Origin of the sequence: Variovorax sp. KBS0712 (assembly GCF_006323185.2) — a bacterium.
Taxonomy (GTDB): domain Bacteria; phylum Pseudomonadota; class Gammaproteobacteria; order Burkholderiales; family Burkholderiaceae_C; genus Variovorax; species Variovorax boronicumulans.
This window is the reverse complement of the sequence record NZ_VCCD02000002.1, coordinates 1,438,203-1,455,884: the sequence shown is the minus strand read 5'-3', so window position 1 is coordinate 1,455,884 and position 17,682 is coordinate 1,438,203. Positions and strand designations below refer to the sequence as shown.

The following is a 17,682-nucleotide window of genomic DNA, read 5'->3' as shown; positions in this document are numbered from 1 at the left end:
AATCAAAGATGCGTCAGGACCGGTCAATGCAACGAAGGGAATAGCATGCGCACGCTGGGTACACACCATTCGTCCTATGAGGGCCTCCTTGCTGTCGCATCGCGACGCCGTATCGCAGCCCTTGGCCTTGCTGCAGCGGGTCTTCTGATGGCGGGCTGCGCGAGCAAACCGGTGGTCACGCCGGTGTCGATCACGCTCACGGCCGGCGCCGATGCCAACCCCGATGCGCGCGGGCGCGCCTCGCCGCTCACGGTGCGCGTCTATGCGCTCAAGACGCCGGGGCCCTTCGAAGGCGCCGACTTCTTCTCGCTGTTCGAGAAAGACCAGGCCACGCTCGGCGCCGAACTGGTGCAGCGCGAAGAAATGCTGCTGCGCCCCGGCGAGAGCAAGAAGCTCGACCTCACCCTGCCGGCCGATGCCAAGGCGATCGGCGTGATGGCCGCGTTCCGCGACCTCGACCGCGCGCGCTGGCGCGAGGTGCGCGCGGTCACCCCGGGCCAGGCGCAGGTGCTCAACGTGACCTTTGGCGCGCGGCAGATCCGCGTCGACGCTGCGGCCAAGTAGCGTCAGCTGCACGGCGGCCTCAGCGCAGTTCCGCCGGCACCGTGGGCGCAAAGCGCCCCGGCCGCACCAGCGGCTGGTCCGCCGGCAGGAAGCGGCCGAACAGGTCGCTCACGAACGCGGCGCCCGTGCCGTTCTCCGATGCCGTCGCCGTGAGGTACAGCCCGCGCCAGCGCGGCGCGCGCACCCCTTTGCCGTGCCCCTCGAACAGCCCCTGCGCCACCTGCCGCAAGGCCGGCTGCAAGGTGCGCACGCTCTCCACGAAGCCATGCAGCGCGAGCCGTCCCGCGGGGCCCGGCTGCTCGCGCAGCAGGGCCATGCGCAGGCCGTGCAGCTGCGCCACGAGCGGATCGAACAGCGCATCGAGCCGGTCGGCGGCGCGCGCTGCGTGCGCCGCGAACGGGTGCTCCACGCGGTGGCCGAGCGCCTGTGCGAGCACCTCGGGCGGCAGCGCGGCGCGCAGCGTGGCGTAGCCCTTCAGGCCCTCGAGGCCCGTCACGACGAGGTAGACCGGCAGCTGCAGGCGCAGCGTGTCGCTGGCTTCGTCGAGCAGGCGGCGCATGTTCGCGGTGGCGCGCTTGCGCAGGGCCGGGTCGCCGTACAGCAGGTCGCCGGCCGCCACGCACACCACCACGCCATGCAGCGGCAGGCGTTCGCGTCGCTCGGCAAGCGCCAGCAGCGACTGCAGCCAGAGCCCGCGCGCGGGCGCCGTGCCGGCCTGGTCGCCGATGGCGTCGGGATGCAGCTCGATGGCCGTCAGCGCGCCGGTGGTCCACCAGCGCCACCAGGGGGTGCCCGGTGCCTCGTTCGCGGGCGGCGCCACGCATTCGGCGCGGGCGGCCGAGAGCAGCCCCGGCAGCCCGGTGGCCGGGCCGCCGATGAAGAGGAACCACGGCGCCGTCGCGCGCGTGCGCGGCGCCTGCCGCAGCGAGGTGCGCGCCTGTGCCATGGCCTCTTTCAGCGCGTCGACGGCGGCGTGGTCGGCGGGCGCCCCGAGGGCGTCGACGCGCCGCAGCAGGCCTCGCCGCCGCGCGCCGCGGCCGGCGTCGCGCACGGCGGCGTACAGCAGCGCCAGGCCGGCGAGGCAGACCGCGAGCAGCGGCCAGAAGAGGTGCACGGGTGACAGCGTGTCGAACATGGTGGGGAAGGGCGAGGTCAGCGCGCCACGGTTTCGAGGGAGATGAAGTCGGCGATCAGCCGCTCGCTGTTCCTGCTCGCGGCCAGCGCCTCGCGCAGGCGAAGCAGGTAGGCCGAGGCCATCTCGTACGGCGGGCGGTCGGAGGTTTCGCTGAACGGCATCGGCGCCGACAGCACGGTGATCAGCACGTTGCCGAAGGGCGGGCTCACGAGCCAGCTCGAGGGGATGTCGGACCCGAGTTCCAGCGACTCGCCCGCGCGCAACCGCGTCGGGGCCGGCCCCGTGTTCAGGTGCATCACGGAGCCGTCGGCGGTGTAGTAGTCGACCCAGATGTAGCTCTCGTGGCGCGGCGCCACCACCTGCACGCGCACCGCGTCGCCCTCGCGCAGCCGGCCGTCGCGCGCGGACGGCACACTCACGCTCAGCCCGTGGTTCTTCTGGCGGTTGCGCGCCTGCGAGGGCTTGAGGATGGCGAACACCTCGCAGTGCGGCCACACGCGCAGCCCGACGTCGAACTGCGGCGCGCGCACGCCGGGAATGGCCGCGACGTCCTCCGCCACCTTGAGCAGGTCGTCGCGCTGCGAGACGAAGCCGGTCACGCGCGGGCGGCCGTCGGGGTCGATCGAGGCTTCGAGGTCGGCGCAGGCGTAGCTGGCGAGTTGCCGGTCGATGCGCTGCGTGAGCGCCGTGCCGGCGGCCGGCGGCCCCGCCAGCCAGTGCCACAGCAGGAAGAGCGCGGGCACGAGCACGGCCAGCGCGGTGCCGGTGCGCAGCACGGTGCGGTCGCGCCGGCGCATGTCGGCCGGGCCGCGCGGGTCGGGCACGCCGTAGGGCTGGGGCGTGATGTGGTCCTGCGCGAGGCTGCCGAGTTCGAGCGGCGGCGGTTGCAGCTGCCGGCCGTGCAGGTCCTTCAGCTTGCCGAGCTCGCCCTCGTCGCCCGACTCGAAGTAGTACTGGCCCTTGAAGCCGTGCGCCAGCGCATGCCAGTAGACCTCGCGCACCGCGTGGTCCTGCGCACCGAGCGCCGAGAGGTGGTGGAAGAACTCGCTGTGCGCGTTGTTGGAGTTGAACAGCTGCACCTGCAGCGGCGCGGCGCCGTCCACGGCGTCGGGGTGGCGCGCCAGGATCTCGTCGAGCCACGCGACCATGGCAAATGCGGCCGACTCGATCTGCGTGGCGGTGGCGCCGGCCACGTCGGCGTCGGCGCGTGCGATGTCCAGCAGGCGCAGGGCCTCGCGCTGGGCGTCGCCGTGGGTGAGGGTGGGGTGGCCGGCCGCGATCGACGCGTCCAGGCCGAGACCGAAGGCAATGAAGGGCGAGAAGCAGTCGAGCAGGCGGGCCATGAGGGATGCCCGCTTCTCAAGCGTGCATTGCGAAGCATGCCTTGCACCGGCGTCTGCAGCGATCGCACATGCCCATGTCCCCGGTCGTTGGAGTGGGCGTTCATTTTTTCAACGGGCCCACGGGGCCGCCATACCGCTTGGGGTCTATGCCGTTGGTGGGGCGCGGCGGCCTTGCTGGACGGGGCAATCGCCGTTATCTTCGCAGTCGCAGAAGAATCCAATGCACATTGACGTTGGGACACTGGGGTATGCCATGAAAATTCTGATCGCCGACGACCACCGGCTCGTCATCGAGGCGGTCAAAGCCAAGTTGTCGGAGCTGGGAGCTGGCATCGAGTTCGTCCTGGCGCTGAGCGTCGACGAACTGCTTGCCGGCGCGACCGACGATCTCGACCTGGCCCTGATCGACCTCAACATGCCCGGCGCGGACGGGCAGGCCCACATCGACGAGATCCGGCGACGACACCCGGCCGTGCCCGTGATCGTGCTGTCGGGCTACGAAGACCCGTCCATCATGCGCAGTGCGCTCGAACGCGGCGTGCTCGGTTTCATTCCCAAGGCCTACTCGCCCGACGTCATGCTGTCGGCCGTGCGCCTGGTGCTGGCGGGCGGCGTGTACGTGCCGCCGATGATGCTCACGGCGCTGCCGCCGGGCATCGTGGCCGGCGTGTCGCCGTCGTCTGCCGCGGCGGGCGAGCCCTTCGCGCGTGGCGGCGGCAACAGCGGCGGCACTCAGACCCTCGAACACCTGCGCAGCGTGCTCACCGAGCGGCAGGTCGAGGTGCTGCAGCTGCTGTCGCAAGGCAAGCCGAACAAGCTGATCGGGCGCAGCCTGGGCATCAGCGAAGGCACGGTGAAGATCCACCTGGCCGCCATCTTCCGCGCGCTCAACGTGCGCAACCGCACCGAGGCGGTGGTGGCGGCGCAGGCGCTGACGGAAGCGCAGCAGGCCTGAAGACGCGCCTCAGTCGGCGAGCGCCGACGCCGGGCGGTGCATGAAGCCGCGCGCGGGCACGATCCATTCGACGATCTGATCCGTTTCGGGCGCGGGCGTCGTTGCGTCCTCCGTGAACAGCATGCGCTCCTCGGCCAGCAGGAAGCGCTGTGCGCCCAGCACCTGGAGCGTGGCGCCGCCGAGGTCCAGGGACTGCGGCGCAGCGTCCGCCGACAACACCCATCGCACCGGGCCGGGCGCCGCCGCCCGCAGCGCGGCTTCGTGCGCCGCGTCGCCGGGCGCACGGTTGATCAGCGCCCAGCCTTCGGTGCCGCCGATGAGAAAACTGTTGAGGCCGCTCTCGTGCACGACGCGCAGCACGCGTGCGGACAGCGGCGTGACCAGGCCCGCTTCGAGCGCATAGCGGCCGCCGCCCTGGCCGTCGGGATCGAGGTGTCCGATCTCGTCGTAGGCGGGCTCTTCCATGTTCACCGGGCGTCGGCCCTGGGGACCGTCGGCCAGGCGCGGCATGGTCAGCGGAATGCGGCGCAGTGCGCGCGCATGGGCCATGAAGTCGTCGACGCGGGCGAAGGTGGCCAGGTGCTCGAGCACGCGCCGCGTCACGTTCAGCAGCTTGAGGCCGCGTTCGGGGCTGACCGCGTCGGCGGGCTTCAGCCACAGGTGCTCGACGGTCTCGCGGCCGTCGGGGCGCACGTCCTGGCCGGCGGGCATCGCAGCGGCGAAGAAGCGCGTGTCGAAGCGGCGCGGCATGCCGGGCGGGGTCAGCCAGTGGCTGAAGTACGCGATGCGGTCGACGGCAAGGCACCAGCCGCGCTCGGCGCACAGCGCGAGCAGGGCGTCGGTGCTGCGTTCGGCGGCGGCGCGCATCGCGTCGAGTTCGCCCGAGGTGAGCGCGAGCAGCTCGACCGGCCGGCCCTGCGCATCGTTCGCGAGCAGCAGCCCGGCTTCTTCGAAGCATTCGCGGATCGCGGCTGCGTGGAAGTCGAGCCCGCCTTCGGGCAGGCCCAGGCGCGCGCTCGCGGCGGCGTCGTCCAGGCCCGCGCACAGCGGGTGCAGCAGGCGGTCGTGCGCATCGACCATGCCGCCCGGGAAGACGCTGGCGCCGCTGTTCTGGTCGTTGGCCTTCTCGGCCCGCCGCAGCATCAGCACCTCGAGGCCTTCGGGGCCGTCGCGCAGGACGACGAGCGTGGCGGCGGTGCGGATGGGGCGAGGGGCGGAGGGCGGGGGCGTCGTGGGGGTCATGGGCGCCTATTTTGCGGCCGGGGGACAATGCGTGCCTCGCGCATCCACCACCCACTTCGCTCCCTGGGAGCCGCCTGTCTTGGACACTCTTCGCACCGATCTCTCCCGCTTCGACGCCGCCATCGTCGACCTCGACGGCACCATGGTCGACACGCTCGGCGACTTTGCCGAGGCCCTGAACCGCATGCTGCGCGACCTCGAGCTGCCGCCGGTGGCGCCCGCCGCCATCGAGCGCATGGTGGGCAAGGGCTCGGAGCACCTGATCCTGTCGGCGCTGGCGCATGTGGGCGCGCCAGCCCCGGCGGCGCTGTTCGATCGCGCGTGGGAGCGCTACCAGCACCACTACCTGGAGATCAACGGCCGGTATTCGTCCGCCTACCCCGGCGTGGTCGAGGGCCTGAAGGCGCTGCGCGCGCGTGGGCTGCGGCTGGCCTGCCTCACGAACAAGCCGACCTCCTTCGCCAAGCCGCTGCTGGCCGCGAAGGGGCTCGACGGCTTCTTCGAGCAGGTGTTCGGCGGCGATGCCTTCGAGCGCAAGAAGCCCGATCCGCTGCCGCTGCTGAAGACCTGCGAGGCGCTGGGCACGGTGCCGTCGCGCACGCTGATGGTGGGCGATTCGAGCAACGACGCACGTGCCGCGCGCGCCGCCGGCTGCCCCGTGGTGCTCGTCACCTACGGCTACAACCACGGCGAGCCGGTGCGCGGCGTGGATGCGGATGGGTTCGTGGAATCGCTGGCCGACCTCGCGGCGGCCTGACAGGCCGCCCGGCTACTTACTGCTTTCCGAGCAGCGCGTCCTTCAGCTTCCAGTCGGCCGGGTTCGGGCCGAGCCAGATGCGCATCAGCGCATTGAAGAACGCCACTTCCTTCACCGGGTCGGGCTGCGGCACGCCGCGCACCGTGATCAGCGTGCCCGTGCCGGGCACCCAGTCGATGGTGAAGGTGTCGCCGGCCTTGAGCTGCTTCTGGTCCGCGAACATCTGCCCCATGCGCAGCAGGCCGGGGATCAGATTGACCATTTCGCTCTTGGGCGAGTTGTCTTCCACGCCCTTCACGAAGAGCTTGCCGAGTTCGTTGGCGTCGATGTCGCGCAACATGGTGATCGCCACGCGCTTGGGGCCCGGCACGGCCAGCGCCTCTTCGGTGGTCGAGGCCTTCTTGCCCAGGTACAGGCCGGCCGTGTAGACCTTGATGATGGTCTTGTAGCGGATGCCCGCGCCGTTGAGCACCAGCGGGGCGCCGCGCAGGTCCATCTGGTCGTCGAGCTTGACGCCCGCCACCTCGACCTGCGCCGCGAAGGCACTGCCGCAGAGCGCGGCCGACAGGACAGCGAGCGCCGCGAGGCGGGAGAACACGGCCGGGAGCAGGGGTGCGAGCAAGTGAGTCTCCTTGAATTTGCGAACGGTCGTGCGAATGTATCTTTTCGTTTTATCCGAGAGGCTCCGGGGGAACCCTGAAGCCAGCGGTTGCACAAGGCCTCGTTTTCGTGGGCTAAACTCAGCGCTCCATGTTCGTTCATCACATCATTCAAACAGGTGAAGGCAGCCGGGGAGCCTGGCCCTGGCGTCGCCATACATCGCTGACTGTTTGATTGCGCGGCGCACGCCGTGCGCCCGCGGTTCCGAGCCGGCACGCATGCCGACATCGGGCCACTCTCGTGAATGACCTTGCCACCGGCCAAAGGAGCGTCGGCAGGCAACTGGAGAACGATCCGTGATCACCGAACTTGAATTCAAGAGCCTCAGCGCCCAGGGCTACAACCGCATCCCGCTGATGGCCGAGGCCTTTGCCGACCTCGAAACCCCGCTTTCCCTCTACCTGAAACTCGCCCATTCGCAGGGCGGCGGCAAGCACAGCTTCCTGCTCGAATCGGTGGTGGGCGGCGAGCGCTTCGGGCGCTACAGCTTCATCGGCCTGCCGGCGCGCACCTTGCTACGTGCCTCGGGCTTCGGCGACGAGGCCGTCACCGAAGTGGTGACCGACGGCCAGGTCGTCGAGACCGCCAAGGGCAACCCGCTGGACTTCGTGGCCGACTACCAGAAGCGCTTCAAGGTCGCGCTGCGGCCCGGCCTGCCGCGCTTCTGTGGCGGCCTGGCCGGCTACTTCGGCTACGACACCGTGCGCCACATCGAGCGCAAGCTCGAAAAAAGCTGCCCGCCCGACACGCTGGGCTGCCCCGACATCCTGCTGCTGCAGTGCGAAGAACTGGCGGTCATCGACAACCTGTCGGGCAAGCTCTATCTGATCGTCTACGCCGACCCGAAGCAGCCCGAGGCCTACGCCGTGGGCAAGCGCCGCCTGCGCGAGCTGAAGGACAAACTCAAGTACTCGGTGAGCGCGCCCGTCGTGAAGCCCACGCAGGCGCATCCGCCCGAGCGCAGCTTCGCCAAGGCCGACTACCTCGCGGCCGTGGAGCGTGCCAAGGAGATGATCGCCGCCGGCGACTTCATGCAGGTGCAGGTGGGCCAGCGCATCAGCAAGCGCTACACCGAGTCGCCGCTGTCGCTGTACCGCGCGCTGCGTTCGCTGAACCCGTCGCCCTACATGTACTACTACAACCTGGGCGACTTCCACGTGGTGGGCGCCTCGCCCGAGATCCTGGTGCGCCAGGAGAACACGGGCGACGGCGAGCAGAAGATCACCATCCGCCCGCTGGCCGGCACGCGCCCGCGCGGCGCGTCGCTCGAGCTCGACAAGGCGGCCGAGGTGGAACTCATCAACGACCCGAAGGAGCGCGCCGAGCACGTCATGCTGATCGACCTGGCGCGCAACGACATCGGCCGCATCGCCAAGACCGGCACCGTGAAGGTGACCGAGGCCTTCGCGGTGGAGCGCTACAGCCACGTGATGCACATCGTGAGCAACGTCGAAGGCACGCTGAAGGACGGCATGACCGCCATCGACGTGCTCAAGGCCACGTTCCCGGCCGGCACGCTGACCGGCGCGCCGAAGGTGCATGCGATGGAACTCATCGACCAGCTGGAGCCCACCAAGCGCGGCCTGTACGGCGGCGCCTGCGGCTACATCAGCTACGCGGGCGACATGGACGTGGCCATCGCGATCCGCACCGGCATCGTGAAGGACCAGATGCTGCACGTGCAGGCCGCGGCCGGCGTGGTGGCCGACTCGGTGCCCGAGCTGGAGTGGAAGGAAACAGAAGCCAAGGCGCGCGCACTCCTGCGTGCCGCCGAACTGGTCGAGGAAGGCCTGGAATGAGCAACGCACCTGATATCCAGAACGACTTCTCGCACGAGATCATCGGCGCCGCCGTCGAGGTGCAGCGCGTGCTCGGCACGGGGCTCGACGAGGGCGCCTACGCTGCAGCACTGGCCATCGAACTCGCCGAGCGCGAGATCGGCTTCGCGCGCGACGTGGCGCTGTCGGCCAGCTACAAGGGCCGGTCGCTCGGCGAGGTGTACCGCGCGGGCTTCGTGATCGAGCAGTCGGTCATCGTCGAACTCAAGGCGGTCGACGTGCTGACCGACCTGCACCGCGCGCAGGTGCTGGCCGCATTGCGCCTGTCGGGCCTCAAGCTGGGCCTTCTCATCAACTTCAACGTGTTCCCCGTCGTGAAGGGCGTGCACCGGATTGTGAGCAAGCCATGAAACTGCTGATGATCGACAACTACGATTCGTTCACCTACAACATCGTCCAGTACTTCGGCGAGCTGGGGGCGGATGTGCAGGTGCACCGCAACGACGAGATCACCCTCGAGCAGATCGGCGCGCTGATCGCCTCGGGCGTGACGCGGCTGGTGGTGTCGCCGGGTCCGTGTTCGCCGGCCGAGGCGGGCGTGTCGGTGGCGGCCATCGAGGCCTTCGCGGGCAAGCTGCCCATCCTGGGCGTGTGCCTGGGCCACCAGGCCATCGGCGCGGCCTTCGGCGGCAAGATCGTGCGCGCGCAGCAGCTCATGCACGGCAAGACCAGCGAGATCACGACCACGCAAGAGGGCGTGTTCGCGGGGCTGCCGCAGAAGTTCCTCGTCAACCGGTACCACTCGCTCTCGATCGAGCGCGAGAGCTGCCCGAAAGAACTGGCTGTCACCGCATGGACCGACGACGGCGAGATCATGGGCGTGCGGCACACCGGCTTTGCGCACGACGTGCGCATCGAAGGCGTGCAGTTCCATCCCGAATCCATCCTGACGGAGCACGGCCACGCCATGCTCAAGAACTTTCTGGACTGACCCACCATGACCGAACGCACTCCCATCGTCGACCTGCGCAGCGACACCGTCACGCAGCCCACGCCCGCGATGCGCGAGGCCATGGCGGCTGCGCCGCTGGGCGACGACGTCTTCGGCACCGACCCGAGCGTCAATGCGCTGCAGGAGAAGATCGCCGCGCTGCTGGGCTTCGAGGCGGCGCTGTTCGTGCCCACCGGCACGCAGAGCAACCTGTGCGCGATCCTGTCGCACTGCGGCCGCGGCGACGAGTACATCGTCGGCCAGCAGGCGCATGCCTACCGCTGGGAAGGCGGCGGCGCCGCGGTGTTCGGCAGCGTGCAGCCGCAGCCGCTGGACCACGCGCCCGACGGCACGCTGCCGCTCGCGCAGATCGAGGCGGCCATCAAGCCCGACGATGCGCACTTTGCGCGCACGAAGCTGCTGGCGCTGGAGAACACGCTGGGCGGAAAGCTGCTGCCTTTCGAGTACGTGCAGGCCGCGACCGACCTGGCGAAAAGCAAGGGGCTGCAGCGGCATCTCGATGGCGCGCGGCTCTTCAATGCGGCCACCGCACAGGCTGCGCTGAACAAGCGAACCGACATCCGCGCCGAAGCCCGCCGTATCGCGCAGTGCTTCGACAGCGTGTCGGTGTGCTTCAGCAAGGGCCTGGGCGCGCCGATCGGCTCGGCGCTGGTTGGCTCGCGTGACTTCATTGCGCGCGCGCACCGCATCCGCAAGATGGCGGGCGGCGGCATGCGGCAGGCCGGCCTGTTGGCGGCTGCGGCCTCGCATGCGCTCGATCATCATGTCGACCGCCTGGCCGACGACCATGCGTTGGCGCAACGGCTCGCACAGGGGCTCGAAGGCATCGAGGGCCTGACCGTCGAAGCGCCGCACACGAACATCGTGTTCGTCGACCTCACGGGCGCGGCGCAGGCGCGTTCTTCGGAGCTGCTCGCCAGCCTCAACCAGCAGGGCATCCTTGCGACCGGGCTGTACCGCCTGCGCTTCGTGACGCACCTGGATGTCGATGCCGCGGGCGTCGACCGCGCTGTCGCGGCGATCCGCGGCTTCTTCAAGGCCTGAGGCCTGCCGATACGCACACACCGAGGAGACATTCCCATGATCACCCCCCAGGAAGCGCTGCAGCGCACCATCGAACACCGCGAAGTCTTCCACGACGAGATGCTGCACATCGTGCGACTCATCATGAGCGGCGAGTGCTCGCCCGTGATGATGGCCGCGCTGATCACCGGCCTGCGCGTGAAGAAGGAAACCATCGGCGAGATCACCGCCGCCGCGCAGGTGATGCGCGAGGTGTCGACCAAGGTGCCCGTGGCCGACACCACGAACCTCGTGGACATCGTGGGCACCGGCGGCGACGGCTCGCACACCTTCAACATCTCGACCTGCTCGATGTTCGTCGCGGCCGCGGCCGGCGCCAAGGTGAGCAAGCATGGCGGGCGCAGCGTGTCGAGCAAGTCGGGCAGTGCCGACGTGCTGGAGTCGCTGGGCGTCAACATCAACCTCAAGCCCGAACAGATCGCGCAGTGCATCGCGCAGGTCGGCATCGGCTTCATGTTCGCGCCGAACCACCATCCGGCGATGAAGAACGTCGCGCCGGTGCGCAAGGAACTGGGCATCAAGACGATCTTCAACATCCTCGGCCCGCTGACCAACCCGGCCGGCGCGCCGAACATCCTGATGGGTGTGTTCCACCCCGACCTCGTGGGCATCCAGGTGCGCGCGCTGCAGCGCCTCGGTGCCGAGCATGCGGTGGTGGTCTACGGTCGCGACGGCATGGACGAGATCTCGCTGGGCGCGGCCACCATGATCGGTGAGCTCAAGGACGGCGAGATCCGCGAGTACGAGTTGCACCCGGAGGACTTCGGCTTCCAGATGGCGAGCAACCGTTCGCTGCGCGTCGAGACGCCCGAGCAGTCGAAGGCCATGCTGATCGGCGTGCTGGACAACCAGGCCGGGCCGGCGCTGGACATCGTGCTCCTCAACGCGGGCGCGGCGCTGTACGCGGCCAACGTGGTCGACTCGGTGCCGGCGGGCGTGGAGCGCTCGCGCCAGGCCATCGCGTCCGGTGCGGCCAGGGCCAAGCTCGATGAGCTGGTCAAGGCCTCCACCTCCTTCTGAGAATCAGGCCGTCGTGCCATCGAAAGCAGAGCAAGCCATGTCAGACATTCTCGACAAGATCGTCGCCGTCAAACGCCAGGAAGTCGCTGCCGCGCTGAAGCGTGCCCCGCTCGAAGCCGTGCGCTTCGACGCCGAAAGCCGCGTGCTCACGCGCGACTTCGAGGCCGCCTTGCGCGCCAAGATCGCGGCCGGCCAGGCGGCGGTGATCGCCGAGGTCAAGAAGGCCAGCCCGAGCAAGGGCGTGCTGCGCGAAGACTTCATTCCGGCCGACATCGCGCAAAGCTATGCCGAGGGCGACGGCGTGGTGAGCGCGGCCTGCCTCTCGGTGCTGACCGACAAGCAGTTCTTCCAGGGCGGCGTCGACTACCTCAAGCAGGCGCGCGCCTCGTGTGACCTGCCCGTGCTGCGCAAGGATTTCATCGTCGACGCCTACCAGGTGTACGAGTCGCGCGCGATGGGCGCCGACGCCATCCTCCTGATCGCCGCCTGCCTCGACGACGCGCAGATGAAGGACTACGAAGCCATCGCGCGCGGGCTGGGCATGGCGGTGCTGGTCGAGGTGCACGACGCGGCCGAACTCGATCGCGCGCTGAAGCTCAAGACGCCGCTCATCGGCGTCAACAACCGCAACCTGCGCAACTTCGAGGTGTCGATCCAGGCGACGATCGATTTGTTGCCCAAGCTGCCGGCGGACCGCCTGCCAGTGACCGAATCGGGCATTGCCACACGCGAGGACGTCGCCACGCTGCGCGCCGCGGGCGTCAATGCCTTCCTGGTCGGCGAAGCCTTCATGCGCGCCAAGGAACCCGGCGAGGCGCTCGCCGCATTGTTCAAATGACGCGGCCGGACCAGCTGTCGAGCAGCGATCCTGCCGACTGGCCGGTGGCGCCGGGCTGGCAGCCGCTGGTCGACGATTTCTTCGCCAGCGCGGTCGGCCAGAAGCTGCAGGGTTTCCTGCGCGAGCGCCTCGACGCCGGGGCGGTGATCTTTCCGCCGCAGCCGCTGCGGGCGCTGGAACTCACGCCGCCGGAAGACGTGCGGGTGGTGATCCTGGGCCAGGACCCGTACCACGGGCGCGGGCAGGCCGAGGGCCTGGCCTTCTCGGTGGCGTCGGGCGTGGCGCTGCCGCCGTCGCTGCGCAACATCTTCAAGGAGCTCCAGCGCGACCTGGGCACGCCGCCGCCGGCGTTTCCGAACCCGGGCGGCAGTCTCGTGAAATGGGCGACGCACGGCGTGCTGCTGCTCAACACCTGTCTGACGGTCGAAGAGGCCCAGCCGGCCAGCCACGCAGGCCGCGGCTGGGAAGTGCTGACCGACGCCGTGATTCGCCATGTGGCGCAGGGCGAGCGACCTGTTGTTTTTATGCTATGGGGCTCGCACGCGCAAAGTAAGCGTGCGTTGATTGACGTTGAGCGCCATAAGGTGCTGATGTCGAATCATCCCTCGCCGCTGTCTGCGCTCCGGCCGCCGGTTCCGTTCATCGGCTGCGGTCATTTCGGCCAAGCCCGTGCATGGCGTGAGGCGCAGCAGTCGGGAGGCTCCGAACTTCGCTCATAATCAGAGGCTTCACACCTCGAGCAGGTTTCCACGCTTCATCTTTTGCTGGGAATCCTGTGTAGTCACAAAATCGTGCTATATTTCGAGGTTCGCCGGAGAGGTGGCCGAGTGGTTAATGGCAGCAGACTGTAAATCTGCCCTCTTACGAGTACGCTGGTTCGAATCCAGCCCTCTCCACCAGCGATGAATTTGGTTTCTAAGAGCGATTGGATCTAGCGCTTTGGGTGCCTTGAAGTGCCCCCGATGCGGGAGTAGTTCAATGGTAGAACCCCAGCCTTCCAAGCTGATGACGCGGGTTCGATTCCCGTCTCCCGCTCCAGAGACCCGGTTCGGCGCCGGAGGCGATTTGGTTAGAACAAAAGCCCTTTTGGCTCAGTGGTAGAGCACTCCCTTGGTAAGGGAGAGGTCGCGGGTCCGATTCCCGCAAAGGGCACCAGTTTTCTGGGGTTGCAACGACAGGCTTGCGACCCATCTGCACGCGTTGAAATCGTTTTTTTCGGAGTCGAAAAATGGCAAAAGGTAAATTCACCCGCACCAAGCCGCACGTGAACGTGGGCACGATCGGTCACGTTGACCACGGCAAGACCACGCTGACGGCGGCGATTGCCACCGTGCTGTCGGCCAAGTTCGGCGGCGAAGCCAAGGCTTACGACCAGATCGACGCAGCGCCTGAAGAAAAGGCCCGCGGCATCACGATCAACACCGCGCACGTCGAGTACGAAACGGCCAACCGCCACTACGCACACGTCGACTGCCCCGGCCACGCCGACTACGTGAAGAACATGATCACGGGCGCTGCTCAGATGGACGGCGCCATCCTGGTGTGCTCGGCCGCTGACGGCCCGATGCCCCAGACCCGTGAACACATCCTGCTGGCTCGCCAGGTGGGCGTGGGCTACATCATCGTGTTCCTGAACAAGTGCGACATGGTCGACGACAAGGAGCTGCTCGAGCTGGTCGAAATGGAAGTTCGCGAACTCCTCGACAAGTACGAATTCCCCGGCGACGACACCCCCATCATCCACGGCTCGGCCAAGCTCGCCCTGGAAGGCGACAAGGGCGATCTGGGCGAAGGCGCCATCATGAAGCTGGCCGAAGCCCTGGACACGTACATCCCCACGCCTGAGCGCGCTGTGGACGGCACGTTCCTGATGCCCGTGGAAGACGTGTTCTCGATCTCGGGTCGCGGCACCGTGGTGACCGGCGCTGTCGAGCGCGGCGTGATCAAGGTCGGCGAAGAAATCGAAATCGTCGGTATCCGCCCCACTGTCAAGACCACCTGCACCGGCGTGGAAATGTTCCGCAAGCTGCTGGACCAGGGTCAAGCTGGCGACAACGTTGGCGTGCTGCTGCGCGGTACGAAGCGCGAAGAAGTCGAACGCGGCCAAGTGCTGTGCAAGCCCGGCTCGATCAAGCCGCACGTGCACTTCACCGCCGAGGTGTATGTCCTGTCCAAGGACGAAGGCGGCCGTCACACGCCGTTCTTCAACAACTACCGTCCGCAGTTCTACTTCCGCACGACGGACGTGACCGGCGCGATCGAGCTGCCCGCGGACAAGGAAATGGTCATGCCCGGCGACAACGTCAGCATCACCGTGAAGCTGATCAACCCGATCGCGATGGAAGAAGGCCTGCGCTTCGCCATCCGTGAAGGCGGCCGTACCGTGGGTTCGGGCGTCGTGGCCAAGATCCTCGACATCTAAGCCGGACGCAAAGGAATCACCATGGCTACCAAGCAAAAGATCCGCATCCGCCTGAAGGCATTCGACTACAAGCTGATCGACCAGTCGGCCGCTGAAATCGTGGACACCGCCAAGCGCACCGGCGCGATCGTCAAGGGCCCGGTGCCCCTGCCGACCCGCATGAAGCGTTTCGACATCCTGCGTTCGCCGCACGTCAACAAGACGTCGCGCGACCAGCTGGAAATCCGTACGCACCAGCGCCTGATGGACATCGTTGATCCCACCGACAAGACCGTGGACGCGCTGATGAAGCTCGACCTGCCGGCTGGCGTCGACGTCGAGATCAAGCTGCAGTAATTCGACCTCGCGTCGCATTCCGAGCACAGCCCGCCTGCAGAAATGCAGGCGGGCTTTTTTGTGCTTCACGTTTGTTTCTCAAGTGTGGCATCCTCGCGCACCGGCCTGCGGGACGCAGTGCGCCGGGGCTGAAACGAGGGCAGCACACGTGATGAGCCAGAAGTTCTCTTTTGCATTCGGTGCGGCGTGCATCGCGGCGGCATTGCTGGCAGGTTGCGGTGGGGGAGGTGGTGGTGGCGGAGGCGGCGGTGGGTTTCCCATCGGCCTGCCGATCGTGCTGAACCCGGTCGCCCTGAGCGGGAAAGCCACTTACGACTCGGTGCCAAACAACAACGGGCCCCTCCTGTACGCGAGCACCGCGGCCAAGCCTGTGCGCGGCGCCACGGTGGAGGTGCTCGATGCCAACACATCGGCGCAGCTCGCGTTGACCACCACGGATGACGGTGGCAATTACGCGGTCTCGGTGCCGGCGAACACGAACATCACCGTGCGCGTCCGGGCCCAGCTGACCCGGACCGGTCCGGGCGCGACCTGGGATGTCACGGTGCGCGACAACACCCGCAGCGACGCGCTGTACTCGATGCAGTCGGCGAGCTTTTCGTCGGGCAGCGTGGCACTGACGCGCGACCTGCGCGCGGACAGCGGCTGGGGAGGCTCTGGCTACAGCGGGACGCGCGTCGCGGCGCCGTTCGCGGTGCTCGACACGGTCTACACCTCGATGCAGAAGGTGCTGTCGGTGGCGCCGGCCTCGGCGTTCCCTGTGCTGAAGGTCTTCTGGAGCGTCAACAATGCGCCGTCGGCCGGCAGCCTAGCGGCAGGGCAGATCGGCACGACCTTCTTCTTCAACAACGGAAGCAGCGGCCGGCAGATCTACGTGCTCGGCAAGGAAGACGTCGACACCGACGAGTTCGATGCGCCGGTGATCGCGCACGAGTGGGGCCACTACTACCAGTCGGCCTTCAGCCGCGACGATTCGATGGGCGGCGAGCATGACGGGAGCGACCGCCTCGACCGCCGGCTCGCGTTGTCCGAGGGCTGGGGCAATGCGTGGTCGGGCATCGCCCTCAATCGAAGCAACTATGTGGATTCGACTGCCGGCGGGCAGCAGGGCGGGGGCAAGCCGCTCGATCTGTCGGCCGGTCCTTCGAGCAATCCGGGCTGGTTCCGCGAACTGTCGGTCCAGTCCATCCTGTGGAACCTCAACCGGCAGGCTGGCTTCAAGCCCATCCACGACACCTTGACCGGCTTCCAGTTCCGAAGCGGCGCGGCGGTCACGTCGATCCACGCCTTTGCCGCGGCGTTCAACGCGACGTCGCCTGGCAACGCTTCGGCGCTGAACAGCCTGCTGAGCGCGCAGAACATCATCTCCAACGATGCATTCGGCGCGGGCGAAACGAACGATGGCGGGTTGCCCACCGTGACCGGCGTGCTGCCGATGTACCGGACCTTGACTGTTGGTGCGATGCTCAACAACGTCTGTGTTTCCAACGTGGCGGGCGCGGGCAACAAGCTCGGCAACATCGCCTACCTGCGCTTCACCGCGCCAGCGAACCGGGACTACCAAGTCACGGTCGGGGGCGCCACGGTGCCGGACTTCGACGTCTTCCGGGGTGGGGAGATCGCCCGGTCGGGCAACCGGGTCAGCCTGAGCACGGGTGAGTACGTTCTGGCGGTGCGGGATGCCGCAATGACGAGCTCCTCTGCTTCACCGCTGTGCCTCAGCGTGCTCGTTCAATAAGGAAGGGAAGGCTCGCGATGATCCTGAACACTCGCCTCTCTCTGGCTGCCGCACTGACGGCGGGACTTGCACTGTCCGCGCTCTCGGCCTGCGCCCTGGCTGACGGGATGCCGCCGACGCGCACCACCGCGAAGTTGTCGCCTGCAGGCCTGAAGGGCTCCGCCACCCCCTGGGTGACCGCATCGAGAAAACCCAACGACTCCGGCGTCAAGCTGCAGTACCGGCTGGGCGGCGCGCCGCAGGCCGGCAAGCCGACCGTGGTCGTCCTCCAGTTCGATGGCGTCAGCGACCCCGCGGGCGCCAGCGTGGCACTGACGGTCGATGCGGGGCTGACGCTGTCCGGCAGCGCGTCGCTGAGCCTGCCGCCGGGGCAGCGCTCCGACGCTTCCGTCACGGTGGTCAGCCAGGGCGAGGGGCTGGCCTACCTGAACGTGTTCATCACGCAGGGCGGCCGGACCAGCGCCATTTCCATCCCGATCCAGACCGGCGCGGCGGCGCCCGCCATGAAGGCCGGCGGCGAGATCAAGTCGCTGCCAGGCGGCGACAACATCATCTCGCTGCCCGCGAAATAGGCCCGAAAGCCACCCGAAACGGGGCCGGAACCCCCTGAATCCGGCCCGAAAAGGGCCACTTGCGCCCCGGTTCGACTGCGGGCTATAATCTCTGGCTCTGCCCTTGTTGCGTCCGTTCGGGCGCCGTTCTGGCGGAGATTTATCAACCTTCTCTCGCAGGCCGGGAAACCAGCCAAACGCTGTCGCCAATTGAAGTGGCAGCGGCGAAGGAAGTCTTCCATTTTTGG

18 protein-coding genes and 3 tRNA genes are annotated in these 17,682 nt (G+C 68.0%); 17 read left to right on the top strand and 4 right to left on the bottom strand.

Translation table 11 applies throughout. The features are described from left to right. Window positions 1-45 precede the first annotated feature (45 nt). Window positions 46-564 (top strand): type VI secretion system lipoprotein TssJ, encoded by a 519-nt coding sequence (tssJ, locus tag FFI97_RS23825; protein WP_070063888.1) that lies wholly within the window; start codon window positions 46-48, stop codon window positions 562-564. Between the two features lie 19 nt (window positions 565-583). On the opposite strand, the gene FFI97_RS23820 is transcribed toward tssJ, so the two are convergent. Both FFI97_RS23820 and FFI97_RS23815 read right to left on the bottom strand, forming a co-directional pair. Next, the gene (locus FFI97_RS23820) at window positions 584-1,699 is read right to left on the bottom strand and encodes a type VI secretion system protein (protein WP_139701552.1); all 1,116 of its coding nucleotides are present in this window, start codon (window positions 1,697-1,699) and stop codon (window positions 584-586) included. Between the two features lie 17 nt (window positions 1,700-1,716). Then, on the bottom strand, window positions 1,717-3,042 hold the full coding sequence (locus FFI97_RS23815) for a DotU family type IV/VI secretion system protein (RefSeq protein WP_139701551.1): 1,326 nt from the start codon (window positions 3,040-3,042) through the stop codon (window positions 1,717-1,719). A gap of 253 nt (window positions 3,043-3,295) precedes the next feature. Between FFI97_RS23815 and FFI97_RS23810 the strand changes: the two genes are divergently transcribed. After that, the gene (locus FFI97_RS23810) at window positions 3,296-3,997 is read left to right on the top strand and encodes a response regulator transcription factor (RefSeq protein WP_139701550.1); all 702 of its coding nucleotides are present in this window, start codon (window positions 3,296-3,298) and stop codon (window positions 3,995-3,997) included. A gap of 9 nt (window positions 3,998-4,006) precedes the next feature. Here the strand turns inward: FFI97_RS23810 and FFI97_RS23805 are convergent, their stop codons facing one another. Further along, on the bottom strand, window positions 4,007-5,239 hold the full coding sequence (locus FFI97_RS23805; RefSeq protein ID WP_139701549.1) for an NUDIX hydrolase: 1,233 nt from the start codon (window positions 5,237-5,239) through the stop codon (window positions 4,007-4,009). Between the two features lie 79 nt (window positions 5,240-5,318). Here FFI97_RS23805 and FFI97_RS23800 point away from each other — a divergent pair, with 79 nt between their 5' ends. After that, complete coding sequence (locus tag FFI97_RS23800) at window positions 5,319-5,996, top strand: phosphoglycolate phosphatase (RefSeq protein ID WP_260685124.1); 678 nt, start codon at window positions 5,319-5,321, stop codon at window positions 5,994-5,996. A gap of 16 nt (window positions 5,997-6,012) precedes the next feature. Here FFI97_RS23800 and FFI97_RS23795 read toward each other — a convergent pair whose 3' ends face one another. Next, window positions 6,013-6,618, bottom strand: a complete 606-nt coding sequence (locus tag FFI97_RS23795; RefSeq protein ID WP_095743420.1) for a chalcone isomerase family protein — start codon at window positions 6,616-6,618, stop codon at window positions 6,013-6,015. A gap of 334 nt (window positions 6,619-6,952) precedes the next feature. On the opposite strand from FFI97_RS23795, the gene trpE reads away from it, so the two are divergent. The 14 genes from trpE to FFI97_RS23725 all read left to right on the top strand — a co-directional run bounded on the left by trpE (window position 6,953) and on the right by FFI97_RS23725 (window position 17,455). Further along, a complete protein-coding gene (trpE, locus tag FFI97_RS23790) occupies window positions 6,953-8,455 on the top strand; it encodes an anthranilate synthase component I (protein WP_139701547.1) in 1,503 nt (500 codons plus the stop codon). Further along, complete coding sequence (locus FFI97_RS23785; protein ID WP_139701546.1) at window positions 8,452-8,844, top strand: GxxExxY protein; 393 nt, start codon at window positions 8,452-8,454, stop codon at window positions 8,842-8,844. The genes trpE and FFI97_RS23785 overlap by 4 nt, the downstream gene beginning before the upstream one ends. Next, window positions 8,841-9,425: an aminodeoxychorismate/anthranilate synthase component II gene (locus tag FFI97_RS23780; RefSeq protein WP_139701545.1), complete on the top strand. Its 585-nt coding sequence runs from the start codon at window positions 8,841-8,843 to the stop codon at window positions 9,423-9,425. The genes FFI97_RS23785 and FFI97_RS23780 overlap by 4 nt, the downstream gene beginning before the upstream one ends. A gap of 6 nt (window positions 9,426-9,431) precedes the next feature. Continuing rightward, window positions 9,432-10,490: a low-specificity L-threonine aldolase gene (gene ltaE / locus FFI97_RS23775; RefSeq protein ID WP_139701544.1), complete on the top strand. Its 1,059-nt coding sequence runs from the start codon at window positions 9,432-9,434 to the stop codon at window positions 10,488-10,490. A 36-nt stretch (window positions 10,491-10,526) separates the two neighbouring features. Continuing rightward, a complete protein-coding gene (trpD, locus tag FFI97_RS23770; RefSeq protein WP_095950914.1) occupies window positions 10,527-11,549 on the top strand; it encodes an anthranilate phosphoribosyltransferase in 1,023 nt (340 codons plus the stop codon). A gap of 37 nt (window positions 11,550-11,586) precedes the next feature. Beyond that, window positions 11,587-12,387: an indole-3-glycerol phosphate synthase TrpC gene (trpC, locus tag FFI97_RS23765; RefSeq protein WP_139701543.1), complete on the top strand. Its 801-nt coding sequence runs from the start codon at window positions 11,587-11,589 to the stop codon at window positions 12,385-12,387. Next, on the top strand, window positions 12,384-13,106 hold the full coding sequence (locus FFI97_RS23760; protein WP_139701542.1) for a uracil-DNA glycosylase: 723 nt from the start codon (window positions 12,384-12,386) through the stop codon (window positions 13,104-13,106). Before trpC ends, FFI97_RS23760 begins: the two co-directional genes overlap by 4 nt. Window positions 13,107-13,200: 94 nt before the next feature. After that, window positions 13,201-13,286: transfer RNA gene (locus FFI97_RS23755), tRNA-Tyr, on the top strand. 65 nt (window positions 13,287-13,351) lie between these two features. After that, a tRNA-Gly gene (locus FFI97_RS23750) sits at window positions 13,352-13,425 on the top strand. Window positions 13,426-13,467: 42 nt separating this feature from the next. Next, window positions 13,468-13,542 (top strand) — tRNA-Thr (locus tag FFI97_RS23745). A gap of 73 nt (window positions 13,543-13,615) precedes the next feature. Continuing rightward, window positions 13,616-14,809 (top strand): elongation factor Tu, encoded by a 1,194-nt coding sequence (gene tuf, locus FFI97_RS23740; RefSeq protein ID WP_062478858.1) that lies wholly within the window; start codon window positions 13,616-13,618, stop codon window positions 14,807-14,809. A 21-nt stretch (window positions 14,810-14,830) separates the two neighbouring features. Next, window positions 14,831-15,145: a 30S ribosomal protein S10 gene (rpsJ, locus tag FFI97_RS23735; RefSeq protein ID WP_007838118.1), complete on the top strand. Its 315-nt coding sequence runs from the start codon at window positions 14,831-14,833 to the stop codon at window positions 15,143-15,145. 151 nt (window positions 15,146-15,296) lie between these two features. Beyond that, window positions 15,297-16,883, top strand: coding sequence for a hypothetical protein (locus FFI97_RS23730; protein ID WP_139700423.1), 1,587 nt, complete (start codon window positions 15,297-15,299; stop codon window positions 16,881-16,883). Between the two features lie 17 nt (window positions 16,884-16,900). Beyond that, window positions 16,901-17,455, top strand: coding sequence for a hypothetical protein (locus FFI97_RS23725; RefSeq protein ID WP_139700421.1), 555 nt, complete (start codon window positions 16,901-16,903; stop codon window positions 17,453-17,455). The last annotated feature ends 227 nt before the right edge of the window (window positions 17,456-17,682 follow it).

Coding starts and splice junctions, on each gene's coding strand:
- FFI97_RS23815 (WP_139701551.1), bottom strand. CDS start 3,042: ATGGCCCGCCTGCTCGACTGCTTCTCGCCCTTCATTGCCTTCGGTCTC.
- FFI97_RS23805 (WP_139701549.1), bottom strand. CDS start 5,239: ATGACCCCCACGACGCCCCCGCCCTCCGCCCCTCGCCCCATCCGCACC.
- FFI97_RS23760 (WP_139701542.1), top strand. CDS start 12,384: ATGACGCGGCCGGACCAGCTGTCGAGCAGCGATCCTGCCGACTGGCCG.
- FFI97_RS23730 (WP_139700423.1), top strand. CDS start 15,297: ATGAGCCAGAAGTTCTCTTTTGCATTCGGTGCGGCGTGCATCGCGGCG.
- FFI97_RS23780 (WP_139701545.1), top strand. CDS start 8,841: ATGAAACTGCTGATGATCGACAACTACGATTCGTTCACCTACAACATC.
- tssJ (WP_070063888.1), top strand. CDS start 46: ATGCGCACGCTGGGTACACACCATTCGTCCTATGAGGGCCTCCTTGCT.
- trpD (WP_095950914.1), top strand. CDS start 10,527: ATGATCACCCCCCAGGAAGCGCTGCAGCGCACCATCGAACACCGCGAA.
- FFI97_RS23810 (WP_139701550.1), top strand. CDS start 3,296: ATGAAAATTCTGATCGCCGACGACCACCGGCTCGTCATCGAGGCGGTC.
- FFI97_RS23785 (WP_139701546.1), top strand. CDS start 8,452: ATGAGCAACGCACCTGATATCCAGAACGACTTCTCGCACGAGATCATC.
- FFI97_RS23820 (WP_139701552.1), bottom strand. CDS start 1,699: ATGTTCGACACGCTGTCACCCGTGCACCTCTTCTGGCCGCTGCTCGCG.
- trpC (WP_139701543.1), top strand. CDS start 11,587: ATGTCAGACATTCTCGACAAGATCGTCGCCGTCAAACGCCAGGAAGTC.
- ltaE (WP_139701544.1), top strand. CDS start 9,432: ATGACCGAACGCACTCCCATCGTCGACCTGCGCAGCGACACCGTCACG.
- FFI97_RS23725 (WP_139700421.1), top strand. CDS start 16,901: ATGATCCTGAACACTCGCCTCTCTCTGGCTGCCGCACTGACGGCGGGA.
- tuf (WP_062478858.1), top strand. CDS start 13,616: ATGGCAAAAGGTAAATTCACCCGCACCAAGCCGCACGTGAACGTGGGC.
- rpsJ (WP_007838118.1), top strand. CDS start 14,831: ATGGCTACCAAGCAAAAGATCCGCATCCGCCTGAAGGCATTCGACTAC.